Source organism: Cellulomonas marina, assembly GCF_900111925.1.
In the GTDB taxonomy this organism is placed as follows: Bacteria; Actinomycetota; Actinomycetes; order Actinomycetales; family Cellulomonadaceae; genus Cellulomonas; species Cellulomonas marina.
On record NZ_FOKA01000011.1, the window covers coordinates 131,436 to 157,277 of the forward strand.

At 76.3% G+C, this 25,842-nt stretch carries 22 protein-coding genes; 8 read left to right on the plus strand and 14 right to left on the minus strand.

The genetic code is table 11. From position 1 onward, the window contains the following. Positions 1-3: 3 nt before the first annotated feature. Positions 4-1,899 (minus strand): phospho-sugar mutase, encoded by a 1,896-nt coding sequence (locus BM048_RS12730; protein ID WP_090033583.1) that lies wholly within the window; start codon positions 1,897-1,899, stop codon positions 4-6. Between the two features lie 36 nt (positions 1,900-1,935). Then, positions 1,936-2,769 (minus strand): purine-nucleoside phosphorylase, encoded by an 834-nt coding sequence (locus tag BM048_RS12735; protein ID WP_090033585.1) that lies wholly within the window; start codon positions 2,767-2,769, stop codon positions 1,936-1,938. A 66-nt stretch (positions 2,770-2,835) separates the two neighbouring features. Here BM048_RS12735 and BM048_RS12740 point away from each other — a divergent pair, with 66 nt between their 5' ends. The 4 genes from BM048_RS12740 (at position 2,836) to BM048_RS12760 (ending at position 7,642) form a co-directional block, all read left to right on the plus strand. Then, positions 2,836-4,275 (plus strand): NAD(P)H-quinone dehydrogenase, encoded by a 1,440-nt coding sequence (locus BM048_RS12740; protein ID WP_090033588.1) that lies wholly within the window; start codon positions 2,836-2,838, stop codon positions 4,273-4,275. Between the two features lie 31 nt (positions 4,276-4,306). Beyond that, entirely contained in the window at positions 4,307-5,353 is a 1,047-nt protein-coding gene (locus tag BM048_RS12745) for an LD-carboxypeptidase (RefSeq protein WP_203708793.1), read from the plus strand. A gap of 1,248 nt (positions 5,354-6,601) precedes the next feature. After that, positions 6,602-6,808, plus strand: coding sequence for a hypothetical protein (locus tag BM048_RS12755; protein WP_090033593.1), 207 nt, complete (start codon positions 6,602-6,604; stop codon positions 6,806-6,808). Positions 6,809-6,868: 60 nt separating this feature from the next. Beyond that, positions 6,869-7,642, plus strand: a complete 774-nt coding sequence (locus BM048_RS12760; RefSeq protein ID WP_175499539.1) for a maleylpyruvate isomerase family mycothiol-dependent enzyme — start codon at positions 6,869-6,871, stop codon at positions 7,640-7,642. 44 nt (positions 7,643-7,686) lie between these two features. Here BM048_RS12760 and BM048_RS17905 read toward each other — a convergent pair whose 3' ends face one another. After that, positions 7,687-8,235, minus strand: coding sequence for a sensor domain-containing protein (locus tag BM048_RS17905; RefSeq protein ID WP_139224448.1), 549 nt, complete (start codon positions 8,233-8,235; stop codon positions 7,687-7,689). 762 nt (positions 8,236-8,997) lie between these two features. On the opposite strand from BM048_RS17905, the gene BM048_RS17910 reads away from it, so the two are divergent. After that, positions 8,998-9,471 (plus strand): hypothetical protein, encoded by a 474-nt coding sequence (locus BM048_RS17910; RefSeq protein WP_139224449.1) that lies wholly within the window; start codon positions 8,998-9,000, stop codon positions 9,469-9,471. A gap of 593 nt (positions 9,472-10,064) precedes the next feature. On the opposite strand, the gene efeB is transcribed toward BM048_RS17910, so the two are convergent. The 6 genes from efeB to BM048_RS12810 all read right to left on the minus strand — a co-directional run bounded on the left by efeB (position 10,065) and on the right by BM048_RS12810 (position 17,102). Continuing rightward, entirely contained in the window at positions 10,065-11,504 is a 1,440-nt protein-coding gene (gene efeB, locus BM048_RS12785) for an iron uptake transporter deferrochelatase/peroxidase subunit (RefSeq protein ID WP_090033604.1), read from the minus strand. 9 nt (positions 11,505-11,513) lie between these two features. Next, positions 11,514-12,728, minus strand: coding sequence for an iron uptake system protein EfeO (efeO, locus tag BM048_RS12790; RefSeq protein ID WP_090033606.1), 1,215 nt, complete (start codon positions 12,726-12,728; stop codon positions 11,514-11,516). An 80-nt stretch (positions 12,729-12,808) separates the two neighbouring features. After that, on the minus strand, positions 12,809-13,702 hold the full coding sequence (efeU, locus tag BM048_RS12795; protein WP_090033608.1) for an iron uptake transporter permease EfeU: 894 nt from the start codon (positions 13,700-13,702) through the stop codon (positions 12,809-12,811). Between the two features lie 142 nt (positions 13,703-13,844). Further along, positions 13,845-14,363 (minus strand): NUDIX hydrolase, encoded by a 519-nt coding sequence (locus tag BM048_RS12800; RefSeq protein ID WP_090033669.1) that lies wholly within the window; start codon positions 14,361-14,363, stop codon positions 13,845-13,847. Between the two features lie 56 nt (positions 14,364-14,419). Continuing rightward, positions 14,420-16,240, minus strand: a complete 1,821-nt coding sequence (locus tag BM048_RS12805; RefSeq protein ID WP_090033609.1) for an acetyl/propionyl/methylcrotonyl-CoA carboxylase subunit alpha — start codon at positions 16,238-16,240, stop codon at positions 14,420-14,422. Positions 16,241-16,397: 157 nt separating this feature from the next. Beyond that, a complete protein-coding gene (locus BM048_RS12810) occupies positions 16,398-17,102 on the minus strand; it encodes a Maf family protein (RefSeq protein WP_090033611.1) in 705 nt (234 codons plus the stop codon). A gap of 269 nt (positions 17,103-17,371) precedes the next feature. On the opposite strand from BM048_RS12810, the gene BM048_RS12815 reads away from it, so the two are divergent. Further along, the gene (locus BM048_RS12815) at positions 17,372-18,070 is read left to right on the plus strand and encodes a vitamin K epoxide reductase family protein (protein ID WP_373308411.1); all 699 of its coding nucleotides are present in this window, start codon (positions 17,372-17,374) and stop codon (positions 18,068-18,070) included. An 89-nt stretch (positions 18,071-18,159) separates the two neighbouring features. Here the strand turns inward: BM048_RS12815 and BM048_RS12820 are convergent, their stop codons facing one another. The 5 genes from BM048_RS12820 to BM048_RS12840 form a co-directional block, all read right to left on the minus strand. Next, positions 18,160-18,843 (minus strand): response regulator, encoded by a 684-nt coding sequence (locus BM048_RS12820; protein WP_139224450.1) that lies wholly within the window; start codon positions 18,841-18,843, stop codon positions 18,160-18,162. 155 nt (positions 18,844-18,998) lie between these two features. Continuing rightward, the gene (locus BM048_RS12825; RefSeq protein ID WP_090033613.1) at positions 18,999-20,825 is read right to left on the minus strand and encodes a DUF885 domain-containing protein; all 1,827 of its coding nucleotides are present in this window, start codon (positions 20,823-20,825) and stop codon (positions 18,999-19,001) included. A gap of 24 nt (positions 20,826-20,849) precedes the next feature. Then, a complete protein-coding gene (locus BM048_RS12830) occupies positions 20,850-21,122 on the minus strand; it encodes an acyl-CoA carboxylase epsilon subunit (protein ID WP_090033615.1) in 273 nt (90 codons plus the stop codon). Beyond that, a complete protein-coding gene (locus tag BM048_RS12835; RefSeq protein WP_308439499.1) occupies positions 21,119-21,532 on the minus strand; it encodes a hypothetical protein in 414 nt (137 codons plus the stop codon). The genes BM048_RS12830 and BM048_RS12835 overlap by 4 nt, the downstream gene beginning before the upstream one ends. Before the next feature lie 260 nt (positions 21,533-21,792). Then, positions 21,793-23,409, minus strand: a complete 1,617-nt coding sequence (locus tag BM048_RS12840; protein WP_090033672.1) for an acyl-CoA carboxylase subunit beta — start codon at positions 23,407-23,409, stop codon at positions 21,793-21,795. A 107-nt stretch (positions 23,410-23,516) separates the two neighbouring features. Here BM048_RS12840 and BM048_RS12845 point away from each other — a divergent pair, with 107 nt between their 5' ends. Continuing rightward, a complete protein-coding gene (locus BM048_RS12845) occupies positions 23,517-24,437 on the plus strand; it encodes a biotin--[acetyl-CoA-carboxylase] ligase (protein WP_239078753.1) in 921 nt (306 codons plus the stop codon). A gap of 14 nt (positions 24,438-24,451) precedes the next feature. Then, on the plus strand, positions 24,452-25,654 hold the full coding sequence (locus BM048_RS12850) for an adenylate/guanylate cyclase domain-containing protein (RefSeq protein ID WP_139224451.1): 1,203 nt from the start codon (positions 24,452-24,454) through the stop codon (positions 25,652-25,654). Positions 25,655-25,842: the final 188 nt, after the last annotated feature.

The following is a 25,842-nucleotide window of genomic DNA, read 5'->3' on the forward strand; positions in this document are numbered from 1 at the left end:
GGGTCAGGCGCTGAGCCCGAGCGCGGCGCGCACCTCGTCGGCCAGCGCGTCGAGCCGCTCCCGCGCCCGCTCCCGCGCGGCGCTCACGTCCTCGTACGACGCGTCCGGCGCGACCGCCTGCACCACCTCGAGGTAGCACTTCACCTTCGGCTCGGTGCCGCTGGGCCGCACGACGACGCGCGTGCCGTCCTCGGCGACGAGGCGCAGGCCGGCCGTCGGCGGCAGGCCACCGCGGTCGTCGTCGGTGCCGGCCGCCAGGTCGACGGTCTCGACCACGGGGGAGCCGCCGAGGAAGGTCGGCGGCTGGTCGCGGACGCGGTCCATCGTCGTGCCGATCGCGTCGAGGTCGGTGAAGCGCGCGGAGACCTGGTCCGTCAGGTGCAGGCCGTGGGCGCGGGCGAGGTCGTCGAGCGCGTCCACGAGGGTGCGCCCCTGCGCCGCGAGGTCCGCCGCGAGCCGCGCGACCGCCAGGGCCGCCGAGATGCCGTCCTTGTCCCGCACGTGCGCGGGGTCGACGCACAGGCCCAGCGCCTCCTCGTAGCCGAAGGCGAGCCCCGGTACGCGTGCGATCCACTTGAAGCCCGTCAGCGTCTGCACGTGCCGCAGGCCGTGCGCCGCGGCGATCCGGCCCAGCAGGCGGGAGGAGACGATGGAGGAGGCGAGCGCCGGCCCGTCGGCGGCGGCGTCCCCGGGGTCGTCGCCGGTCGGCCACGCGGTGCCGCCCGCCTCACCGCCGGCCACGCGCGCGGCCACGGCCGCGCCCAGCAGCGAGCCCGTCTCGTCGCCGTGCAGCATCCGCCACCCGTCGGCCGCGGCCGTGCCGGGGGCGGTCGGGAGGGCGGCCCGCGGGTCGCGCAGCGCGACGGCGCAGCGGTCGGCGTCGGGGTCGAGCGCGAGGACCAGGTCCGCGTCGACCGTTGCCGCCAGGACGAGCGAGAGGTCGATCGCGCCCGGCTCCTCGGGGTTGGGGAAGTCCACGGTCGGGAAGTCGGGGTCGGGCGCGGCCTGCTGCGGGACGAGCTGCACCCGGCCGAACCCGGCCGCCTGCAGCACCCGCAGGGCGATCGCGCCGCCGACGCCGTGCATGGGCGTGAGCACGATGGACAGGTCCGCCGCGGGACGCCCGGGCGGCGCCGAGCCGAGCACGCTCGCCACGTACGCCTCGGCCACCTCCGGGCCGAGGACGGTCCAGCCGCTCGCGGCTCGCGGGACGCTCGCGACGGAGGGCACGCGCGCGATGGCCGCGGCGATCCCGCCGTCGTACGGCGGCACGATCTGGGCGCCCTGGCCCGCGCCGTGCACCACCCGGCCGCCGAGGTAGACCTTGTAGCCGTTGTCCTGCGGCGGGTTGTGCGAGGCGGTGACCATGACGCCGGCGTCCGCCCCGAGGTGCCGCACCGCGAAGGCCAGGACCGGCGTCGGCAGCGGCCCCGGCAGCAGGCGCACGTCGCACCCGACGGCCGTGAGGACGGCCGCCGTGTCGTGCGCGAAGTCCACCGACCGGTGCCGGGCGTCGTACCCCACGACGACGACGGGCGGGCCGCCCGCTCCCTCGGTCTCGCCGAGCAGGAAGTCGGCCAGCCCGGAGGCCGCCCGGATCACCACGGCCCGGTTCATGCGGTTGGGCCCGCCGCCGAGGCGCCCGCGCAGCCCGGCCGTCCCGAACTGCAGGGTGCCCGCGAACCGGTCGGCGAGCTCCTCGCGCGCGGCACCGGTGTCGGACAGCACGCTGAGCACGCGCAGGTCGTGCGTCTCCTGCCCGGGCTCCCAGCCCTCGGGCTGCGTGCGGGCCCGCCCGAGCAGGTCCCGCAGCTCCTGCGCGGTCGTCGCGTCGGGGTCGTCGTCGATCCAGGCCTGGACCTGCTGCTCGAGGGTGGCCAGGTCGACGTCCGCGCTCATGGGGCCACGCTAGCGGCCGACCCGCCGCCGGGGACGTCAGAGGCGCCGGACGACGTCCGCCAGGAGCGCGCTGATCCGCGGGCCGGCGGCCCGGCCCGCCTCGAGGACCTCCTCGTGCGAGAGCGGCTCGGAGCCGACGCCGGCCGCGAGGTTCGTCACGAGGGAGATGCCCAGCACCTCCATGCCCGCGTGCCGGGCGGCGATCGCGTCGAGGGTCGTGCTCATCCCGACGAGGTGGCCGCCGAGGATCCCGGCCATCCGCACCTCGGCGGGCGTCTCGTAGTGCGGCCCGCGGAACTGCACGTACACGCCCTCGGGCAGCGCGGGGTCGACCTCGCGCGCGACCGCCCGCAGGCGGGAGGAGTACAGGTCCGTCAGGTCGACGAAGGTGGCGCCCTCCAGCGGCGAGGCCGCCGTGAGGTTGATGTGGTCGCTGATGAGCACCGGCGTCCCCGGGCCCCAGCTCGGGTCCAGCCCACCGCAGCCGTTGGTGAGGACCACGGTCGAGCAGCCCGCGGCCGCCGCCGTCCGGACCCCGTGCACGACGGCGCGCACCCCGCGGCCCTCGTACAGGTGCGTGCGCGAGCCGAGCACGAGGGCGTGCTTGGTGCCGGCGTCGGTCGTGATGCGCACCGAACGGAGCGTCCCGACGTGGCCGACGACGGCCGGTGCCGTGAAGCCGGGCAGGTCCGTGCTGGCCACCTCGGCCACCGTCTCCCCGAGCAGGTCGGCGGCCCCGCCCCAGCCGGAGCCGAGGACGAGAGCGACGTCGTGCTGCTCGACGCCGGTGGCCGCCGCGAGGGCCTCGGCGGCGGCGCGCGCCACCTGCATCGGGTCGGTCGTGGGGTCGTCGAGCGAGGGCGTCGTCATGGCGCCTGAGGCTAGCCCTCGTCGCGACGCCCGCCCGTGCGGGTGCGCGTCACCCGTTCGGGCAGAATGGGTGCCGTGAGCCCCACCACCGCGCCCCGCCCGGCCACCCGCGTCGTCGTCGTCGGGGGCGGGCCCGGCGGCTACGAGGCCGCGCTCGTCGCCCGCCGTCAGGGTGCGGAGGTCACGGTCGTCGAGCGGCAGGGCGTGGGCGGCGCCGCGGTGCTCACCGACGTCATGCCGTCGAAGACCCTCATCGCCACCGCCGAGTGGCTGACCATCGCCGACCGGGCCCCCGAGCTGGGGATCCGCGTCGAGGGGCTGCCCGGGTCGGGTACGGACGCGCGGCACGTCATCGACCTCGCCGCGGTGAACACGCGCGTGAAGGCGCTGGCGGCGGCGCAGTCCGCGGACATCCGCACGCGCCTGACGAACGACGGCGTGCGGGTGCTGCGGGGCCACGGCCGGCTGGACGGGCCCGACAAGGTCGTCGTCGAGACGGCCGACGGCGAGACCGAGACGCTGGAGGCCGACGCCGTCCTGCTGGCGACGGGCGCCACGCCGCGCGCGCTGCCCGACGCCCAGCCCGACGGCGAGCGCATCCTCACGTGGACGCAGTTGTACGACCTGGACCGGCTGCCGGAGCGCCTGATCGTCGTCGGCTCCGGCGTCACGGGCGCGGAGTTCGCCGGGGCCTTCACCTCGTTGGGCTCGCACGTCGTGCTCGTCTCGTCGCGCGACCGCGTGCTGCCGGGGGAGGACGCCGACGCGGCGGAGACGCTCGAGCGCGTGTTCCGCCAGCGCGGCATGACCGTCATGAGCCGGTCGCGCGCGAGCAAGGCCCGCCGCACGGCCGACGGCGTCGTCGTCACGCTCGAGGACGGCCGCGAGATCGAGGGATCGCACGTCCTCATGGCCGTCGGTGCCGTCCCCAACACGGACGACCTGGGCCTCGAGTCGGCGGGCGTCGCCGTCAGCGCGTCGGGTCACATCGAGGTCGACCGCGTCTCACGCACCACGGCGCGCGGCGTGTACGCCGCCGGGGACTGCACGGGCATCTACCCGCTGGCCTCCGTCGCGGCGACGCAGGGTCGCATCGCCATGTCGCACGCGCTCGGGGACCTCGTGCAGCCGCTGTCGCTGCGGGCCGTGGCCGCCAACGTCTTCACCAACCCGGAGATCGCCACGGTGGGCCGCAGCGAGTCGCGGCTGCAGGAGCTCGGCATCAAGTACGAGACCCAGATGCTGCCGCTGTCCCGCAACCCGCGCGCGAAGATGCTGGGCGTCCGGGACGGGTTCTTCAAGATCTTCGCGCGGGAGGGGTCGGGCACCGTGCTGGGCGCGGTCGTCGTCGGGCCGCGCGCGTCGGAGGCGGTCTACCCGCTGACGCTGGCCGTCACGCACCGCATGCAGGTCGACGCGCTGGCCAACGCGTCCACGGTGTACCCGTCGATGTCGGGCACGGCCGCCGAGGTGGCGCGCCTGCTCTGGCACGGCATCGGGGACTGAGACGTCCGGCCTCCGGCAGGTGCCGCCCGTCGTGCGACCGCTCGTCCAGCCCGCCAAGGCGCAGCCGGGGGACCGCGTCGCCGTGCTCTCGCCGTCGTTCGCGGCGCCGGGCTTCGCACCCGCCGTGCACGAGCAGGCGATGCGACGCCTGACGGAGGTGACCGGTCTCGTCCCCGTCGAGTACCCGACGACCCGTCGCCTGGGCGCGAGCGCCGTCGACCGGGCCGCCGACCTCAACGCGGCGTTCGCGGATCCCCACATCCGCGCCGTGGTCGCGACGGTCGGCGGCGAGGACCAGATCACCGTCGTCCCGCACCTGGACGCCGCGGCCGTGCGCGACGACCCCAAGCCGTTCCTCGGGTACAGCGACAACACCAACATCCTGACCTGGCTCTGGACCAACGGTGTCGCGGGCTACTACGGCGGGTCGACGCAGGTCCACCTCGGGCCGGGGCCGCGGGTCGACGAGGTGCACGCACGGTCGCTACGGGCGGCGCTGCTCACCGGCGGGAGGCTCGAGGTGACGGAGCCGGGCGAGTCGGAGGACCTGGGGCACGACTGGCTCGACCCGCGCGCGCTCACGGAGCACGGCGAGCGGGAGCCGACCGAGCCGTGGACGTGGGCGGGGCCCGCGCGCACCGTCACCGGCCCCACCTGGGGCGGCTGCGCCGAGGTGCTGCAGTGGCTCCTCACGGCGGGACGGTTCCCGGCGGACCCGGGCGTGCTCACCGGCGCCGTCCTGCTGGTGGAGACCTCCGAGGAGCTCATCCCGCCGCGGGAGCTCGGCTGGATCCTGCGCTCCCTCGGGGAGCGGGGGGTGCTCGGGGCCGTGGCCGCCGTCGTGGCCGCGCGGCCGCCCACCTCGCACTTCACCGACCGCCCCGGGGCCGACGAGCGCCGTCGCCGCCGTGAGGCGCAGCGGGACGTGGTCGTGGACGTGGTCGGGCGCTACAACGCCGACGCCCCGGTCGTGGTCGGACCCCCGTTCGGCCACACGCGGCCGCAGTGGGTCGTGCCCTACGGCGGCACGATGACGGTGGACGGCGTCGCCCGTCGCCTCTGGGCCGACTACGGCTGAGGCCGTGCCGGTCGCCCCTGCGGTCCGGTGCCGCTGCACCGCGCCGGCGACTGACGCGCGCCGCGCCCCTGTGGTCTGATCGGGTCGGGCGGCAGCAGGAGGAGGCCCAGGTGCGCGCACGGGCGGGGCGGCGGGTCGAGCACGAGGTCGTGTGGGACGACGAGCCCGACGAGGACGTGCCCGCGCCACCCCTGCGGGCGGGGGAGCCGCCGGTACGACCCCGGCGATCCGGCCGCCGTGCACGGGCCTTCATCGCCGGTGCCGCCGCCGCGGGTCTGGCGGCGTGGGTGGTGACGGCCCAGGTGCAGGTCGCGCGCGAGGACGCCCGCCTGCGCGCGCTCGACGGCCTCTCGGTGGACCTCGACCGCCCGCTCGTCGAGGCGTGGTCGGTGGAGGGCCGGTGGCTGCGGGGCACCGGGGACGACGTCGTGCTCGTCGCCCGGGAGCCGGCCGGCACCGACGCGGTCGACCTGGCCACGGGGCGGGTGCTGTTCTCCGACGTCGGGAGCTGCACCTTCCCCGGCGGCGAGGGGCCGGCGGCCCTGCGAGACGAGACCGTCGTCGTGTGCCGGCAGGACGGCACGTCCCTCGTCGGTGCCGGTGCGGTGACCGTGCGGGACGACAGGACCGGCGCGCTCGTGCGCGAGGTGCCGCAAGACCTCCGCAGCCCGGTGGCCATGACGGCGTCGCTGTTCCTCGACCTCGTCCCCGACGACGGCGGCGGGGCGAGCCTGGTGGCGTCCTCCATCAGGACCGGCGCGACGGCCTGGACGCGCGCGTTCCCCGACGTCGACCCGCGGGCCACGTGGGTCGGGATGGACGACGAGAGGCGGGCGGCCGTCGTGACCACCGCCGGCAGGACCTGGTTCGACGCGACGACCGGCGAGGACGTGGCCGCGCCCGAGCCCGGCCCCGAGCTCGCTACCGTGCCCGCTACCGTGCCCGGCGACCTCGTCGAGGTCCGGCTCGACGACGGCAGCGGGCCGGACGTCGTCCACGTGACCGCGGTCGTGCCCGGCGTCGAGGGCACGGTCCTGGCCGCCCACGACGCGACCTCCGGCGCCCGGCTGTGGGTCAGCGAGCCGATGCCCGGCCCGTCCGAGGGCACCACCGTGCTGGCGGAGCGCGTCCTCGTCCCGACGATGCGGGGCGTCACGGCGCTCGACGCGGCGACGGACGCCGTGGTCCGGTGCCCCGACGGGCACGGCCTACGGGCAGCCGGTCGGCTTCGCGACGGACGGGCGCCGCGTGCTGCAGGTCGAGCCGGCGGCGGCCGGCCCGGTCGTCGTCGCGCGGGACCTGCGGTCGGGCGAGGAGCTGTGGACGCTGCCGGACCCGGCCGGCGGGACCGTGCTGACCGCCAGCTCGATGTCCACGCACACGCTGGCCGACGGCTCGCTGGCCGTGGTCACGGGCGGCCGTATCACGCGCCTCGTCCCGCCGGGCGAGGAGTGAGAGACGGCGCCACGACCCGTGCCGGCCCTCTGGACCTCCTGGGCCTGGCACGCTCATCCCGTGAATCCGGATGCGCTGCTGCCGCCCCTCGACGGCGCGACCCATCTCAACGCCCTGCGCCAGGACGTGGCACGGCTGCGGGCGCTCGCCCGGGAGCTGGATCCGTCGGCGCCCGTGCCCGGCTGCCCGGGCTGGACCGTCGAAGACGTCGTCCGTCACGTCGCCGACGTCTACCTGCGCCAGTCGACGGCGATCGCCGTCGGTCACCGCGTGCCGCCGGGGGACGCGGCGGGCGCCCCGCTGCCCGACGAGGCCGCCCTCGCCCACCTCGACCGGGGCACGGGTGCCATCCTCGCGGCGGTCGACCGGCCGTCCCTGACGCCGTGCTGGACCTGGCCGACGCCGGACGGCCGGCTGTCCTTCTGGCAGCGACGCATGGCGCAGGAGACGTTGATCCACCGGGTCGACCTCGAGCAGGCGGCCGGCGAGCCGTCCCTCGTCGACCCGGCGCTGGCGCTCGACGGGATCGACGAGGTGCTCACGGTCTTCCTCCCGCTGTCGCTTCCCGCCGACGGTCCCTCGTCGGGCATCGGGCCGGACCTCCGGTCGTCGGTCGTCGTCGAGGCGGGCGGGAGGGCTTGGGGTGTCGAGGTCACGGGCGCGCAGGCGGAGGTGAGGTCCACCGACCCGACCGCGGCCGCCACGGTACGGGGCGCGCCGGACGCCGTGCTGCTGTGGCTGTGGGGCCGCGGCGACCGGGACGCGCTGACCGTCGACGGCGACGGTGCGCACGTCGCCGCTCTGCGCCGGGCACTGGCGGCCGCGACGCAGTAGCGGCGGCCCGCGCACCGCGCCGCCGACGAGGGCCGAGGCCGACCTCAGCCCGCGTCGAGCTCGTACCGCGCCAGGAGCTCCCAGGCCGCCTGCGCGTGCGCAGTCTCCTGAGCGCGGGCGTCGCCCAGGTTGCGCTCGCCCCCCTCGCCCCCGACGAGAACCACCGCGTTGCCGCGCCGGGTGAGCACGGCGTAGGTACCCAGCGCTCCGTCGTCGGTCCCGCCGTTGTACGACGTCGCGAGACCTGTGCCCTGCGCGCCGACGGCCACGTCCTCACGGACGTACACGGTCGTTGCGTCCGGTTCCTCAGGAGCGCACCCGGCGAGCCGGCCGCGGACGCGGTCCAGCTCCACCACGGCCGCCGCGGCGTCGGGGAACACGGCGACCTGCTGCACGGGGACGACCGCCTCGAACTCCCCGGTACCGAGCTCCTGGCCCCGCATGGCGACCGCCGTGTCCGGCTGCCCGGCGCCGCACCCCGGCGGCAGTCGCCAGGGGACGACGACCTCGACGAGCTGCCGCGGCAACCCCTGCCCGTCCAGCGCAGCCGGCGGCAGGAGGACCTCGTCGGGCACGTCTGTGGGAGCCACCACCGGCGTAGGGGCGAGGGACGCGTCGGGCGTCGCGGGCGCTTCGGACGGCGTCGCGCTCGCGGTGACCGACGCCAGCTGGCCGGTTGGGGACGCGCTCGTCGCGGGCGCCGCTGACGAGCCGTCCGAGGTGCAGGCGGTCACACCGCCAGCGGTGAGGACGGCCAGGACGCCGGCGCACGCGGTCGCCGTGCGGGCCCTGGAGGTGCGGGTGGTGCGCATGGCGTCTGCCCCTTCCGACGCTGCCAGCCGGTCGACCGGTGCCTCCTCACCGTCGTCCGTGACGGCAGGTGCCGGCAAGTGCACGAGCGGAGCCGGTGCGGACATCCCGCGACCCACGCCGCCGCCGCCGCCGACGCCGACGCCGACGCCGACGCCGACGCCGGCGCCGGCGCGGGAGCGAGTCCTTCTGGCTGGCCGTTCCGGGTGTGCGTCACGATCGAGGTGTGCGCGGTCGAGGTGATCGTCCAGGACCGCGATCGGGACTGCTGCGGGTTCGGTTGACACCTGAGCTGTGGGGACGTGTGTCCCCTCGGGGAGCGGAGCGGCGTCACACCGGGGTCTACTTCCTGGCCTTCTCGAACGCCGAACGGGGACGACCCGGGTGCGCCCTTACCGCCAGGTCGGCCGCTCCGAGCACCCGTTGGCGAGCGTAGCGGCGGCGGACGAGGATGCGGACGCGCGCCGCCCCTCGACGCGGCAGATCCGGATGCCCCTCCGGCGGTCACCTACAGCCAGGAGTACGAGGCGCGCCACACTGAGGTCGTGGCGCGCGATGACGAACTGGGCCGGCTCCCGATCGACCGAACTACCGCTGACCTGCGGCAGCTCGCTGCCGCGCTCGATGCGCGCCTTCGGGCCGTTGCCGTGGTGCGACGAGAGCTGCCGGACGACTCGGGGATCGTCGAAGGCGTCGACGTGGACCCCCATCGCGAGGACGCAGTCGGTGTCTGGTGGATGCACTCGGCGGAAGACATCATCGTCGGGCTGGGCAAGGGGCGAGGGTGGGAGCTCCCGCGGTCAGTCGAAACGGTCGAGGTGGTGAGGTCCGTCGTACGACAGGCCGTGGCCGGCCAGATCGAGGTCGGGCGAGGCCGCGGGGTCACTCTCTACCGAGTACGAACATCCGACGGCGTCGTGCGCGAGGACACGCACGAGGGTTGGGCGGCGTTCCTGCTGTCGATGCCCTGGCGGCCGAAGATGCGGTGGAACGACGCGGCGCCCTACGACCGCGATTGATCGGCTTCTGAGCATGCTGCTGCGACGGTGCTGCAGCAAGAGGAGTAGACCGACGGGGACGCGCCTCCTGCGCCGCCGCGACGCGCCGTGCGACGCACTGATCCGACCTTCTTGGGCGAGGAGTTGAACGACACGTGGCCGTCGGCTGGGCCGCGATCAGCGGCAGGTCCGGACGGGGCGCGCGGTCCATCTCCTGCTCTGCGGCCCTGTTTTGCTGGCATTCTCCGCCGCACTCGCAGTCGACCTGGCGCTCGGCATCGCACTCGACGGTGGGGCCCGACGTCCGGGCGGCCTCACTGACGGCCTCTCGTACGTCTACACCGCGACTCTCCTCGCTTTCGTGTGCCACCTGCTGATGAGCGTGTTCATCCCTGGTGACGGACGTCGACGCTGGCACTGGTCGTCAAGCGCTCCGGCGGAACTGGTGCTGCTGGCGGCCGCCGTTCCCATCTCATTGGTCTAGCTCGACAACGTCGGCCGTTGGGCTCGAGCATCGCCTCGCGGCGGCCCTCGTAGCGGCACGAGCAGGCGCGCCGGTCATCGGCGGATCCGGACGTTCCTCGGCGCCGGGCGGTGGCGGAGCTCGTGCGCCGTCAGGCGAAGAGCGTCTCGCCGACGAAAGGCGCATCCTCGGTGAGGGTCGGAGTGCCGTCCGCGCCTGTGGGCACCGAGGGCACCCCCGGCGGGACCGCGAAGAGGCCCGAGCCCGTGTGCAGCAGGTACTCGCGCAGGGCGTCCCTCGTCGCCAGGGCCGACTGCACCGGGATGAAGTGCGTGCGCGGGTCCGTGACGAAGGCGAGGAAGAACAGGCCGGCGTCGAGGCGGCCCAGGCCGTCGTTGCCGTCGGTGAAGTTGTAGCCGCGGCGCAGCATGCGGGCGCCGCCGTGCATCGTCGGGTGGGCGAGGCGCACGTGGGAGTCCGCCGGCACCAGGGGCGCGTCGTCGGCGCCCGTCGCGGCGAGATCGGGCTCGGTGAACTCCGTTCCGCCGGACAGGGGGGCGCCCTCGCCCTTCGTCCGGCCGACGACGGCCTCCTGCTCGCGCAGGGAGGACCGGTCCCACGTCTCGATGGTCATGCGGATGCGCCGGGCGACGAGGTACGAGCCGCCCGTCATCCACGCCGAGTCGGTGCCGGCGGCCGCGTCCTCGTCGGCCGCGGACGCGGGGACCCACACGTGCTCGTCGAGCGCCTCGGTCTCCTCGGCCTTGACGTTCGAGGTGCCGTCCTTGAAGCCGAACAGGTTGCGCGGGGTGCGCTGGCTCGTCGAGGTCGACGAGGTGCGGCCGTAGCCGAGCTGGGCCCAGCGCAGCGTGGCCGTGCCGAAGGCGGCGCGCGCGAGGTTCCGCACGGCGTGGACCGCGACCTGCGGGTCGTCGGCGCACGCCTGCACGACGAGGTCGCCGTCGCTGCGCGCGGGGTCGAGGTCGTCGCCCGGGAAGTGCGGCAGCTCGACGAGGGCGGCGGGCAGCCGCGCCGCCAGGCCGAAGCGGTCGACGCCGGGGGAGCCGTCGGCTCCCGGCGTGCCGACGAACAGCGACCGGCCGAACCCGAACGTCAGCGTGAGGCCTGCGGCGGGCAGGTCGGCCGCCTCGCCCGTGTCGTCCGGCGGTGCGTCGTAGGGGCCCGACGAGGGCCCGAGCGACCCGGCCGGCAGGCCCTGCGTGAGCCGGGCGGCCATGACGGTCCAGCGGCGCAGGAGGTCGACGAGCCGGTCGCGGTCGTCGGTCGTCACGTCGAAGGTCGCCAGGTACAGCCGGTCCTGCGCGGGGGTGACGATGCCCGCCTGGTGGGCGCCGGTGAAGGCGTAGGTGCGGTGCGCGCCGACGCCGGTCGCCCCCGGGTCGGGCGTCGCGGCCGGCCCGGCGGTCGGTCCGGCCGAGGCCCGTGCGACGCCGAAGCCGCCCGCCGCCCCGACGGCCGCACCCGCCGCCAGCCCGCCGCCCCAGCCCAGCAGGGCGCGCCGGGACAGCCCGCGCGAGGCGGGCTCCGCCGGGCGGCTCGAGGGGTCGGGGACGGCGTCAGCGGTGGGCACGGCGCGTCCTCACGCCCCGGTGACCGTGGCGGTCAGGCGCGAGAGCGGCTCGGACAGGGCGTCGACGGCCGCTGCGAGCTCCTTGACCTGCGCGTCGGTGAGGGTGTCGTAGCCCGCAAACCCGGCGTCGTACGAGCCGTGCTGCGCCAGGAGCCCCTGGAGGGTGTCGAACCGCTCGGTGAGCTCGGTCGCCAGCTCCGGGTCGCGCTCGGTGACGACGTCGGCGAGCACGCCGTAGGCGACGTCCGCCCCGTCGACGTTCGCCGCGAAGTCCCAGAGGTCCGTGTGGGACCAGATCTCCTCCTCGCCGGTGACCTTGCCCGTGGCGACCTCGTCGAGCAGCTCCTTGGCGCCGTTGGAGACCTGGAACGCGGCGACCGTGAAGTCCTGGGCGTTCACCTGGTCGACGAGGCGCTGCGTGTTGGCGACGAGGTCGTCCGCGGCGACCTGCCGCTGCTCCGGCGTGAGCGGCGTGTACGCGACGCCCCCGTTCGCCTCGGGCGCCGGCTGCCACAGGTCCTTCTCGACGAGGTGCCACCCCGTCCAGGTCGCGCCCTCCTCGAGGTCGGCCTCGCGCAGGTCCAGCAGCGGGTCGAGGTCGCCGAACGACTCCGCGACCGGCTCGATGCGCTCCCAGTGCACGCGGGTGGGCGCGTACAGGGATCGGGCCGTGGCGTCGTCGCCCGCGGCGTAGGCGGCCGCGAACTCCTGGGTGGCGGCGATGAGCGCGCCGGACTGGTCCCGGACGTAGGCCAGGTACGACGCCTCGGCCGCGGCCAGCTGCTCCGCGACGTCACCGGTCGGTCCGACCGGCGTGCCGGAGTCGGTCACCGTGAAGTCGCTGCGGATGCCGTCCCCGACCATGCCGGGCTTGCACTGGGCGACGTAGGTGCCGGGGGCGACCTGGACGACGAGGTCCCGGGACAGGCCGGGGCCGACGTTCTCCACCTCGGACACCACCCGCAGGCCGTCCTCGGCCAGCAGGTAGAACTCGGTGACGTCGCTGCCGTCGTTGACGACGGTGAACCGCAGCGTGCCCGACGGGGCGGTGTCCTCCGAGAGCTCGCAGGCGTCGGCGGTGGAGCTCACCGTCACGGTGCCCGTGCCGCCGCCGGCACCCGCGGTCCCGGCCGCGGACACCTCCGCGGTCTCGTTGGGCACGCAGGCGGTCAGCGGCAGCGCGAGGGCGACGAGGCCGACGAGGGCCAGGGGGCGGCGGGGCATGGGGGCTCCAGGGTGACGGCGCGGGAGGGCGGGCGGCGGAGGGCCGCGGCGGGGGAGAGGGTCGGAAGAGGCGAGGGCTGTCAGGGCGTGACGGGTGCGGCCACCGGGGCTGACGTGCTCGTCGCCGTGCCCGTCCCCGTCCCCGTCCCGCCGACCGGGCGAGCCGGGGTCGAGCCGCCCCACGCGGACCGCACGAACAGGGCGAGCGTCGGCACGACGTAGGCCGTCCACGCCGCCGCCTCGAGCCAGGTGGTGGCGGGGGAGAAGTTGAAGACGCCCTTGAGGAGCACGCCGTACCAGCTCGTCGGCGGGACGGCGGCGGACACGTCGAAGGCCAGCGAGTTCAGCCCGGGCAGCACCCCGGCCTCCTGCAGGTCGTGCACGCCGTAGGACAGCACCCCGCCGGCGACGAGGACGAGGAACACCCCGGTCCAGGAGAAGAACCGCCGCAGGTCGATCCGCACCGCGCCGCGGTAGAGCAGCCAGCCGAGCAGCACGGCCGTGGCCAGCCCGAGGGCGGCCCCGAGCAGCGGCGCCGTCGTCCGGCCGGTGGCCTGGGCACCGGCCCAGAGGAACAGCGCCGTCTCCAGGCCCTCGCGGCCCACCGCCAGCAGCGCCATCACGACGACGGCGCCCCGGCCCGCGGCGACCGCGTCGTCGAGCCGGTGGTGCAGGTCCGCCTTGAGGTGCCGCGCGGTGCGGGCCATCCAGAAGATCATCCAGGTGACGAGGCCGACGGCCACGATGGACAGGGACCCGCCGATGGCCTCCTGCGCCTCGAACGTCAGCCGCGAGGGCCCGAAGGTCAGCAGCGCCCCGAACGCCAGGGCGACGGCCACGGCCGTGCCGACACCCGCCCACAGCGCGGGCAGCAGGTCGCGCCGCCCCGTCCGCACGAGGTAGGCGACGAGGATCCCGACGACGAGCGCCGCCTCCAGGCCTTCGCGCAGCCCGATGAGGTAGTTCGCGACCATGTCCGTGGTGCTCTCTGGCTCCGGTGCCGGGGCGGCACGCCGACGCGGGACCGCGCGCGCGGACGGGCCGGGCGGGCGGTGAGGGCGGCGCTGGTGAGGGCAGCCTTACCTCAGCCGGGAATGTACACCCGGGCGGAGGGGCTCAGGCGCCCGCGTCCAGGCGCCGTCTCAGCGCGGGCCAGGCCTCGGCGAACGCGGCCAGCAGCGGCCGGTCGGTGACCTCGTCGACGGGGACCCAGGCCATCTCGAGGCTCTCCACGTCGGTCACGGTGGGGACGACCGGCACGGCCTCCTCGGCCAGCACGGTCGTGTAGGACCACGTGCCGTGGTCGAGCAGCGACGTGCCGAGCACGCGGACCGCGGCCGGGTCGATCCCAGCCTCCTCGCGCGCCTCCCGCAGCGCGGCGGCGACGGGGGTCTCGTCGGGCTCGCGCGCCCCGCCCGGGATGCCCCACGTCCCGCCCTGGTCGCTCCACCCGACGCGGTGCTGCAGGACGACGTGCGTCACCGGGCCCCCGGGCTCCGGGCGCCGGGCGAGGAGCAGACCCGCCGCACCGGCGCGGCCCCAGTGCCGGCGGCCGCAGGCGCACGCGACCCACCCGTCCCCGGGCCGGGGCTCGCGCGCCGGCGGCCCAGCGGGCGGCGGCCCCGCGGGCGTCACGCCGCCGTCCGGGGACGCGGGCGTGCCGGAGGACGGCTCCGCCGGCGCGCCGTCGCTCACGCGTCCGCGTCGACGATCTCGGCCAGCGCCGTGCCGGCCGCGACGGTCGCGCCGACCTCGGCCGCGAGGCCGCGCACGGTCCCCGCACGGTGCGCGAGCAGCGGCTGCTCCATCTTCATGGCCTCGAGCACGACGACGAGGTCGCCCTCCGCCACGACGGCCCCCTCGCCGACCGCCACCTTCACGATCGTGCCCTGCATGGGCGAGGCCAGCGTCGTCCCGGACGCCGCGGCACCGGCCCTCGGCGCGGCGCGACGGGCCGGACGGCGCGGGGCGCCCGCCCCCCGGCGGCCGGCACCGCCCCCGAGGCCGCCGGCCAGCGCGGCGGGCAGGACCACCTCGAGCCGCTTGCCGCCGACCTCGACGACGACGCGCTCGAGCGCCGGCTCCTCGTCGGGCTCCTCCACCCCGGCCGCGGCAGGGGCGCCACCGGCGGGCGCCGCGGGCGCGAGCCCGGGCAGCCGGTCGGCGAAGGAGGTCTCGATCCACCGCGTGTGCACCGCGAAGGGCTGCGCCGGGTCGGCCGGGACGAAGTCCGGCTCCTCCAGCACCGCGCGGTGGAACGGCACGACGGTGGGGATGCCCCCGACCTCCAGCTCGGCCAGGGCACGGCGGGCGCGCTGCACGGCCTCCGCCCGGGTGGCGCCGGTGACGACGAGCTTGCCGATCATCGAGTCGAACGCGCCGGAGACCGTGTCTCCCTCGACCACGCCGAAGTCGCAGCGCACGCCCGGGCCGGACGGCAGCCGCAGGCGCGTCACCTTGCCGGGCGCGGGGAGGAAGCCCGCGGCGGGGTCCTCGCCGTTGATGCGGAACTCCAGGGAGTGGCCGCGCGTGGCCACCCGGTCGTACCCGAGCGGCTCGCCGTCGGCGATGCGCAGCTGCTCGCGGACGAGGTCGATGCCCGAGACCTCCTCGGTCACCGGGTGCTCGACCTGCAGGCGCGTGTTGACCTCGAGGAACGAGATCTGGCCGTCGAGCCCGACGAGGAACTCGCACGTCCCGGCGCCCTCGTAGCCCGCCTCGCGCAGGATCGCGATGGAGGACCGCTCGAGCAGCTCCACCTGCGCCGGCGTGAGGAACGGCGCCGGCGCCTCCTCGACGAGCTTCTGGTGCCGCCGCTGCAGCGAGCAGTCGCGGGTGGAGACGACGACGACCGTGCCGTGGCGGTCCGCCAGGCACTGCGTCTCCACGTGCCGCGGCCGGTCGAGGTACGTCTCGACGAAGCACTCCCCGCGCCCGAACGCCGCCACGGCCTCGCGGACGGCGGAGGCGTACAGCTCGTCCACGTCGTCGGCGTCGCGGACCACCTTCAGCCCGCGCCCACCGCCGCCGAACGCGGCCTTGATGGCGACGGGCAGCCCGTGCTGCTCGACGAAGGCGTGGATCTCCTCCACGCCGCTCACGGGGTCGGGTGTGCCGGCGACGAGCGGGGCGCCGGCACGCTGCGCGATGTGCCGGGCGCTGACCTTGTCCCCGAGCGCCTCGATGGCGGCCGGCGGCGGGCCGATCCACGTGAGCCCGGCGTCGATGACGGCCTGCGCGAAGGCGGCGTTCTCCGAGAGGAACCCGTAGCCGGGGTGGACCGCGTCGGCGCCCGACCGGCGGGCCACGTCGAGCAGCTTGGGGATGTCGAGGTAGGTCTCCGCGGCGCGGGCGCCGCCGAGGGCGAAGGCCGCGTCGGCGAGGCGCACGTGCAGCGCCTCGCGGTCCTGGTCGGCGTAGACGGCGACGGAGCGCAGACCGGCGTCCGCGCAGGCACGGACGATGCGGACCGCGATCTCCCCGCGGTTGGCGACGAGGACGCTGGTGATCACGCCCCGACCGTATAGCGCGCGGGACGGAGGTCCCGGTGCGGCACGAGGGGCGCCGGACAACACTGTCGCCGGCGGCCAGCGGGCCGGCGCGGCGTTTGTGGGGTTCCGACGAGGGCGTGCGCGCACCGCCGCGGGCGCGCGTGGACCGCCGCGGGCGTCAGCGCCGGCGCGTGCCCGGTCGCCAGAGCGACGGCAGCGGGACGCCGACGTCGGCGAGCAGGCCGCGCAGCAGCGGGAGGCTCAGGCCCACGACGGCGTGGTGGTCGCCCTCGACGCCCTCGACGAACGGCCCGCCGAGCCCGTCGACGGTGAAGGCCCCGGCGACGGCCAGTGGCTCGTCGGTGGCCACGTACGCGGCGACCTCCTCGTCGGACACGTCCGCGAAGTGCACGACGGTCGAGGCCGTGGCGCCCAGCGCCGCACCGGTGCCGCTGCCGCCGTCGACGGGCGCCGGCCGCACGTCGACGAGCCAGTGCCCGGTGTGCAGGGTGCCGGAACGCCCCCGCATCGCTTCCCAGCGGCGCACGGCCTCGGCGGCGTCGGCGGGCTTGCCGAGGATCTCGCCGTCGAGCTCGAGCATGGAGTCGCAGCCCAGGACGAGCAGGTCCTCGGGGTCCTCGTCGTGGCCCAGGCCGGGCAGCTCCGCGTCGTCCTCGGTGAGGCGTGCCGCCACGGCCTGGGCCTTCGCCTGCGCCAGCAGCAGCACGGCGTCGGCCGGGTCGAGGGGGCCGAAGCGCTCGCGGCCGGCGGCCAGGGCGGCGTCCTCGTCGACGGCGGAGACGACGACGAGGGGGTCGATCCCGGCGGCGACGAGGGTCGCTCGACGGGCGGGGCTGGCGGACGCGAGCAGCAGGCGGGTCACGCCGACGAGCCTACGAGGGCCCCGCGGCGGGTCCCGCCGGAGACCGCACCGGAGGCCGCACCCGAGGCCGCACCGGGGGCCGCACCGGGGGCCGTACCGGAGGTCCTGCCGGAGGTCCTGCCGTCCCGATCCGGCACGCACCACGTCCAGGCACCTCCCAGCCGTCGTGCGCCACACTGTGCACCAGGACGAACGACCCCTCCCGCCGCACGTCCGGGCACCGATGGTGGGGACGGACGGGTCGCACGACGGACGAGGGACGGTGGGACGTGAGCGCCACGCGCACGACGACGGGGACGGGCCGCGGCGGTGGCGGCGGGTTCGTCGACGAGCCCGATCTGCCGCGCGACGACGACCCGGAGCTGCGGCGGCCCTCCGGCCTGGCGTGGCGGCGCCGGACGGCGATCGAGATGATCGTGTCCGGCGTGCTGGGCCTGTACACGTCGTTCGTCCTGTCGATCGAGGCCGTGACGCTCGCGGGCGACCCGGACGCGTCGCTGTCGTGCGACATCAACGCCGTCATCAGCTGCGGCAAGGTCGCGCAGTCGTGGCAGGCGTCGCTGTTCGGGTTCCCGAACGCGTTCCTCGGCATCGCGGCGGAGGCCGTGGTCATCACCGTGGCGGTCGCCATCGCCGGCGGCGTGACCTTCCCGCGCTGGTTCATGCTGTCCGCGGAGGCGATCTACACGGCGGGCCTCGTCTTCGCGTACTGGCTGTTCTTCGAGGCGTACTTCGTCATCGGCGCCCTGTGCCCGTGGTGCCTGCTCATCACCGTCACCACGACGCTCGTGTGGGCGGGGCTCACGCGCATCGTCGTGCGGGACGGCCACCTGGGCCTGCCCGGGCGGGCGGGGCCGGCGGCGCGGCGGTTCGTCGCGGCCGGCAACGACTGGTTCGTCACCGCCGCCGTGCTCGTGCTCTTCGCCGCCGTGGTGCTCGTCAAGTACGGCCCGTCGCTGCTGGCCTGAGCGCCGACGCCCTAGGGCGAGACGCCAGCAGGGGCGCGACCGGGTTCCCGGTCGCGCCCCTGCTCGTCCGGGCCCCGGCGCCGCTCGCGTCAGCCGGCGGCGTCCGCCAGCCGGTCGACCGCGTGCCCGGCGGCGACCGGCGGGACGTGCCCGTCCTCCACGGCGCGCACCAGCAGGTCCAGCTTGGTGCGGGCCGGGCGCCCGGCGGCGAGGTACTTGCGGCGCACGCGCTTGAGGTGCTCCTTCGCGGTCTCCTCGCTGACGCCCATGCGGCGCGCCACGGACTTCAGCGGGAGGCCGCCGGCGTAGAGCCGGACGGCCTCGAGCTCACGCGGCGTCAGCTGCGGCGCCCGCCGCCGCTCCCCGGGTTCGAGCACGGCCGCGAACGGCCCGCCCAGCCAGCGCTCACCCCGCGCCACGGCCCGCACGGCGGCGACGAGGGACTCCACGGGCTCGCCCTTGCCGACCACCCCGGCGGCCCCGGCGCGCAGGCACCGGGCGACGAGGGTCGGCCGCGGCTCCTGCGTGTGCAGCAGGACCCGCGCGCCCTGCTGCACGAGCGCCCCCACGGTCACCGCCGGGTCGACGCCGTCGCCGAGCTGCAGGTCCAGCACGACGACGTCCGGCGGCCGCGGCGCCGCGAGCAGCGCGTTCGGCGTGGACGTCAGGACGGTCCGCACCCCGGGCAGGCACGCCTCGAGGGCGGCCCGTACACCGAGGCGGACGGTGGGGTGGTCGTCGACGACGGCGACGCACGGCGCGGTGCTGGTCATGCGGGCAGCGTCCCAGCCGCCCGCGGCCGACACGCCGCCCGTGACCTGCGCGGGAACTCTTCGACGTCCCCCGTCCAGGGGATCCGGCTGCCGGATCGGGACCTCGGTCCCACCCGCGGCGGCGGCGAGGGACCGGAGGCCCGGCCCGGGCGGGCTCAAGCCGGCGTGAGAGCCGTCCGCAGGACGTCGAGCGGGAGGGCGCCGAGCGCGAGGGCGTCGTCGTGGAAGGCCCGCACGGCCACGGGGCGCCCGGCGGCCTGCGCGCGGGCGGCGTGCTCGTCGCGCAGCCCCCGCCAGATCCGCGCGCCGATCGCGTAGGACGGCGCCTGCCCGGGCCAGCCGAGGTACCGCAGGTGCTCGAACCGCACGGTCGGCTCCTCCATCGCGAGGTTGTCGCGCAGGAACGCCCAGCCGGTCGCGGTGTCCCAGCGCCCGCCGCCCCAGCGGGCGGGCACGGGCAGGTCGAGGTGCGTGCCGATGTCGAACACCACGCGCGCCGCGCGCATCCGCCGGCTCTCGAGGAGGCCCAGGCGGTCGGCGGGGTCGTCGAGGAAGCCCATCTCCGCCATGAGGCTCTCGGCGTAGAGCGCCCAGCCCTCGCCGTGGCCGGAGACCCAGCACTGCATGCGGCGCCACGCGTTGAGGGACCGCTCCGCCACGGCGCGGCCGATCTGCAGGTGGTGGCCCGGGACGCCCTCGTGGTAGACGGTCGTGCGCTCGCGCCAGGGGTGGAAGGTCGTCACGCCCTCGGGCACGGACCACCACATGCGGCCCGGCCGGCTGAAGTCGTCGGACGGGGAGGTGTAGTAGATGCCGCCCGTCTGCGTGGGGGCGATGCGGCACTCGAGGGCGCGCAGCGGGGCCGGGATGGTGAAGTGCGTGCCGTCCAGGGCGTCGACGGCGGCGTCGGACACCTCCTGCATCCAGCGCTGGAGGGCGTCGGTCCCCTGGAGCTGCCGCGCCTCGTCGGCCTGCAGGACGGCCATCGCGCGGGGCAGGTCGGCGCCGTCGCCCGCGATCCGCGCGGAGAGCGCGTCCTGCTCCGCGATGATCGCCTCGAGCTCGGCGACGCCCCAGGCGTAGGTCTCGTCGAGGTCGACGGCGGCCCCCAGGAAGAAGCGCGACCAGACGGCGTAGCGGTCGCGGCCCACGGCGTCGGCCTCCGGGGCCTGCGGGGCGAGCTCGCTGCGCAGCGTCTCGGCGAGCCGTTCGTAGGCCGCGCGGGCACCCTCGCCCGCCTCCGCGACCTCCCGCGCGAGCGACTCCGGCACCCCGGGCGTCGCGGCGGCGCGGGCGGCGAGCTGGGTGAAGAAGGACCGCGGCGCGTCGGCCAGGACGTCGGACTGCGCGGCGACCTCGGCCACCTGGCGGGCAGCGGCGACACGGCCGCGGTCCGCGGCCAGCCGCAGCGACACCGCGTACCCCTCGAGCGCGGCGGGCAGCGCGCGCAGGCGCCGGGCGACGACGTCCCAGTCGTCGGCCGTGCCCGTCGGCATGAGGTCGAAGGCGTCGCGCGCCGACTGGGCCGGTGAGGCGATGTTGTTCAGCTCGGCGAGGTCCTCGTGCGCGTCGGCGAGCTCGAGGCCGACCCCCAGGCGCTCCCGCATCGCGGCGACGGTGACGACGTCCGTGGCGTCCAGCGCCCCGCCGCCGGCCTCCAGGGCGTCGAGGGCGGCGAGCGTGTCGCGCGCCGCCTGGGCGCGAGCCGCGTGGCCCTCCGGGCTCCAGTCCGTCATCAGCGCGTCGAAGCCCGTGGCGCCCATCGACGTCGCGGCGATGGGGTCGAGGCGGCAGGACGTCGCGAAGAAGGCGTCCGCCAGGGCGTCGACGGCGCTGGGCTCACGCCCACCGGTCGCGGCGCCGGTGGCGCCCGCGCTGGTGCTCGCGCCCGCGCTGGTGCTCGCGTCGGTGCTGGTGCTCGCGTCGGTGGTGGGGCTCGCGCTGGTGCTCGTCGGGCGGGGGGTCTGGGCGTCGCCGGTCACCCCGGCACCATAGGCGGGGCGGGGTCAGCCCCGCAGGCTCCAGCGCCACGCGTCGGCGCCGGCGGCGGGCGCGACCGTGCCACGGACCGAGCGCGCCCGGTCGCACCAGGCGCTCGGCGCCGGCCCGTCGTCGTGCCCGTGACCGGTCCCGCCCCCCGCGCCGGGCCCCGCGCCGGCCCCCGTGCCGGGTCCGGCCGCGGCGACGAGGCCGGCGACGAGCGCGGCGAGCTCGACGTCGTCGGGCTCTCCCCGCACGACCTGGACGTGCGGCGGCCGGTCGTCGGTCGGCGCGCTCACAGGCCGTCCTCGCCCTCGTCGTCGGCGTCGTCGTCCTCGAAGGAGACGGGACCGCCGCGGGCGGTGCCCCACTCGCCGACCTCGAACCCGGCGACCTGCAGCCGCTCGACGATCTCCGCGCCGCCGGCGTCGACGAGGTCGAGCGCGGAGTCGAAGGTCCGGTCCGCCGGCGGCCGGCTCACGACGAAGCCGAGGTGGAACGTCTCGACGTCGGGGTCGACCCCCAGCGCGTCCTCGTCGCCGTCGCCCTCGTCGTCCCACGCCATGCCGGTGAGGTCCGGGTGCACGCCGAGCGTGCCGTGCACGAGGTCGTACAGGCGCGCGTTCAGCCCGCCGACCTGCTGCTCGAGCGCGAGCACGCGCGGGTCGTCGTCGGCCTCGGTGGCGCCGAACTCCGAGCGCACGCCCACCGCCGTGTCGACGTAGGTGTGCAGGGCGGCCGCGAGCTCGTCGACGAGGGCGTGCAGCGGGGCCGGGTCGACCCCGGTGAGCGGCGTCGTGCCGTGCGTCCGCTCGTCGTGGTCGTGGTCGTGGTCGTGGTCGTTGTCGTGGTCGTCGTGCCCGTCGGGGGACGGCAGGTCGTGCTCGGTGATGATCGGCTCCGGGGGTCGTGTCGGGATCGGGGGCGCGCCGGCCGTCCGCGGACGTCACCGGCGGCGCGGGGCGCGGCCTACAGGGGGATGTTGCCGTGCTTCTTGGGAGGCAGGGTGGCGCGCTTCGTGCGCAGCAGGCGCAGCGCGGAGGTGACGCGGGCGCGGGTCTCGGCGGGGGCGATGACGTCGTCGACGTAGCCGCGGTCGGCGGCGTCCCACGGGTTGACGAGGGCGTCCTCGTACTCGGCGGTCAGGCGCGCGCGCTCGGCCTCCACGTCGCCGCCGGCATCGCCCACCTCCTTCAGCGCCGCGCGCTGGAGGATGTTGACGGCGCCGCCGGCGCCCATGACCGCGATCTGCGCGGTCGGCCAGGCGAGGTTGACGTCGGCGCCGAGCTGCTTGGAGCCCATGACGATGTAGGCACCGCCGTAGGCCTTGCGCGTGATGACGGTGACGAGCGGGACGGTGGCCTCGGCGTAGGCGTAGATGAGCTTGGCACCGCGCCGGATGATGCCGTTCCACTCCTGGTCGGTGCCCGGGAGGAAGCCCGGGACGTCGACGAACGTGAGCACCGGGATGTTGAAGGCGTCGCACGTGCGCACGAACCGCGCGGCCTTCTCCGCCGCGTCGATGTCGAGCGTGCCGGCCATCTGCAGGGGCTGGTTGGCCACGACGCCGACGACGTGCCCCTCGACGTGCCCGAACCCGACGAGGACGTTGGGCGCGAACAGCGGCTGTACCTCGAGCATCCCGTCGTCGAGCACCGTCTCCACCACGGCCCGCATGTCGTAGGGCTGGTTGTCCGAGTCGGGCACGAGCGTGTCGAGCGCGAGGTCCGCGTCCGTGGGCTCCAGCGGCGCCTCGTGCGGGTAGGACGGCGGGTCGGACAGGTTGTTGGCGGGCAGGTAGGCCAGCAGCGCCCGCGCGTAGTCGATGGCGTCGTCCTCGTCGGCGGCGAGGTAGTGGGCCACGCCGGAGCGGGTGTTGTGCGTCGTGGCGCCGCCCAGCTCCTCGAAGCCGACGTCCTCGCCCGTGACGGCGCGGATGACGTCCGGGCCGGTGATGAACATGTTGGACGTGCCGTCGGCCATGACGATGAAGTCCGTGAGGGCGGGGGAGTACACCGCGCCGCCGGCGGACGGGCCCAGGATGAGGCTGATCTGCGGGATGACGCCGGAGGCCGCGACGTTGCGGCGGAAGATCTCGGCGAACTGCGTCAGGCCGGCCACGCCCTCCTGGATGCGCGCGCCGCCGCCGTCGCTGATGCCGACGAGCGGCACGCCCGTCCGCAGCGCCAGGTCCATGACCTTGGTGATCTTCTGGCCGTGCACCTCGCCGAGGCTGCCGCCGAAGACCGTGAAGTCCTGCGCGTAGACGCACACCGGCCGACCGTCGACCGTGCCGTGCCCGGCCACGACGCCGTCACCGGCGATCCGCTTGCGCTCGAGCCCGAAGTTCGTCGAGCGGTGCCGGACCAGCGCGTCGAGCTCGGTGAACGAGCCCGGGTCCAGCAGCTGCTCCACGCGCTCTCGGGCCGTCTTCTTGCCCCGGTCGTGCTGGCGCTCCCCGGCGGCGGTCTCGGCGTCGGCGGCCGCCCGGCGGCGCACGGCGAGCTCCTCCAGCCGGCCCGCCGTCGTGCGCGGGGCGGGGGCGTCGGGGCGCGCGGGGGCGGCCGCGTCCTCGGTCTGCGTCATCTGGCCCACGCTAGACGCCCCCTCCGACGCCCGGCGTGCAGGGCGCGGACGCAGTTGGCGTGGCGTGCTGGTGGAAACCTCCAACCGCGCGGCGGATGATGCGGGACGTGCGCGACGAGCAGGACAGCCCGGGGCCCGACGAGCGGTCGGAGGCCCTGACCGGGGAGGAGCGAGCCGGCGCGCGGTCGCCGCTGCGGGCGGACGTGCTGCGGGACCGGCTCCTCGCGCCGGCGGGCCCGCTGGCCCGGCTCGAGGTCGTGCCCCGTGCGGGCTCGACGAACGCGGAGCTCGTCGCGGCGGTGCGGCGGGACCCGGCGGCCTGGCCGGCGCCGGCGGTCCTCGTCGCCGACCACCAGGAGGCCGGGCGCGGGCGGGCGGGCCGCACGTGGACGACGCCGCCGCGCGCGGCGCTGACCGCCTCGGTGCTGCTGCGTCCGGGTGTGCCGGCCGTCCGGCGGGGGTGGGCGCCGCTCCTCGTCGGGCTGGCGGCGGTGCGCGCGCTGCGGGGGGCGGCCGGGGTGCCCGCGGCGCTGAAGTGGCCGAACGACCTGCTCCTGCCGGCGGCCGCCGGCGACGCGCGGGACCTCGACGGGTGGGGCAGGTGGCGCAAGGTGGGCGGCGTGCTGACCGAGGCGGTCGACGACGCGGTCGTCGCCGGGGTGGGGGTGAACGTCGACCAGGTGGCCGACGAGCTGCCGGTGCCGTGGGCGACGTCGCTCGCCGTGGCCGGGGCCCCGCACGCGGACCGTGAGGGGCTCCTCGTCGCGCTGGTCACCGCGCTGGGCGAGGTGGGGGAGCGGTGGCGCGACGCCGACGGGGACGCCGCGGCGGCCGGCCTCGCCGCGGAGGTCGCGGACACGTGCGCGACGCTCGGGCAGGACGTGCGGGTGGACGCGCCCGGTGGGATGGTCGTGGAGGGCCGCGCCGAGTCGCTCGGCGACGACGGGTCCTTGCTCGTCCGGGTGACGGGCGGTGAACTCCACCCGGTCCTGGCGGGTGATGTGGGTCACCTCCGCACGGGGTCGTGATCTAGTCTCGCCTCGTGTCCGTCGACCGTGGTGCTGACCCGCCCGCGCGCCGCGACCTCCCGGCACGCGCGCCGACGGACCGGGAGGGCACGGTGAGCCGGCTCGACGACGTGCTCCTGGGCGGATCGCGGCGCTGGTCGGTGCACGCGCTCGCGGAGCACCTGGGGCAGGAGGTCGACGAGGTGCGGGCCTACTGGCGCACGCTCGGGCTCCCGCACCCCGACCCCGACGAGCCCCTGCTCACCGACGCCGACGCGGCCGCCATGGAACGCTCGACCGCCCTCGGCCGCGAGCACGGCCTGGCGCAGGAGACGGTGACCTCGCTGGTCAGGGCGCTGGGGCACACCTCGGACCGCTTGGCGCTGTGGCAGGTCGAGGCGCTCGTCGAGGACCTGTCGACCCGCCTCGAGCTCGACGACGTCAGCGCGCGGCTGCTCCTCATCGACCTGCTGCCGCAGCTCGTGCCGCTGCTGGAGGCGCAGCTCGTGCACTCCTACCGGCGTCAGCTGGCCGCGATCGCGGGGCGCTACGCCGCCGAGTTCGGCGAGGCGAACCGGCCCGGCGCCGACCCGCTGGCGCTGCCGCTGGCCCGCGGGGTCGGGTTCGCCGACATGGTGTCGTTCACGCGGCGGACCGCGGCGCTCGGACCGGTGGACCTGTCGGTGTTCGTGCAGCGGTTCGAGGCCGCGACGCGCGACGTCGTCGCCGCGGAGGGCGGGCGCGTGGTGAAGACCATCGGCGACGCGGTGCTCTTCGCCGCGGACGACCCCGAGACGGGCGCGCGTGTCGCCGTGGGGCTGGCGGAGGCGTTCGGGCTGGACCCCGGCACGCCTGTGGACGTCGCGACCGGGGCGGCGCACGCCGGGCGCCTGCCGAAGCTCGGCGCGGTGCGCGGGCTGCGGGGCCCGCGGGCGCCGCGCCACCTGCGTCCCGTGCCCGACGACGCCGAGCCCGCCCCCGACCTCACGCACACCCCCGTGCGCGTCGGGTTCGTGTGGGGGCGGGTGCTGTCGCGGTTCGGCGACGTCTTCGGGCCGAGCGTCAACCTCGCGGCGCGGCTCAGCGACGCGGCCGAGCCCGGCACCGTCCTGACCGACGCCGTGACGGCTGCCGCGCTCGAGGGCCACCCCACGCTGCGGTGCGAGTCGCTGGGCACGCGCGAGCTGTCGGGGCTGGGGCCGGTGGAGGCGTTCCGGCTGCGGCGCGTGGGGGCGTAGCGCCGGACGTCGGTGCTGGTCAGCGGCTCGCGGCGGGCGTGTCGGTGGTCGGTGGTTGGCTTGCCGCATGCGGACGAGGGCGGGTGCGGCGGGGTCGGGGTCGACCTTGTTCGACGAGGGTGCGGGCGGGACCGGGCAGCGCAACCCGGCGGCCTCGACGACGTCGTCCACCTCGTCGTCCCAGCCGT

Excerpts from the sequence above, each read along its gene's own strand:
- BM048_RS12730 (WP_090033583.1), bottom strand. The coding sequence starts at position 1,899 with ATGAGCGCGGACGTCGACCTGGCCACCCTCGAGCAGCAGGTCCAGGCC.
- BM048_RS12735 (WP_090033585.1), bottom strand. The coding sequence starts at position 2,769 with ATGACGACGCCCTCGCTCGACGACCCCACGACCGACCCGATGCAGGTG.
- BM048_RS12740 (WP_090033588.1), top strand. The coding sequence starts at position 2,836 with ATGGGTGCCGTGAGCCCCACCACCGCGCCCCGCCCGGCCACCCGCGTC.
- efeO (WP_090033606.1), bottom strand. The coding sequence starts at position 12,728 with ATGCCCCGCCGCCCCCTGGCCCTCGTCGGCCTCGTCGCCCTCGCGCTG.
- efeU (WP_090033608.1), bottom strand. The coding sequence starts at position 13,702 with ATGGTCGCGAACTACCTCATCGGGCTGCGCGAAGGCCTGGAGGCGGCG.
- BM048_RS12820 (WP_139224450.1), bottom strand. The coding sequence starts at position 18,843 with ATGACCAGCACCGCGCCGTGCGTCGCCGTCGTCGACGACCACCCCACC.
- BM048_RS12840 (WP_090033672.1), bottom strand. The coding sequence starts at position 23,409 with ATGACGCAGACCGAGGACGCGGCCGCCCCCGCGCGCCCCGACGCCCCC.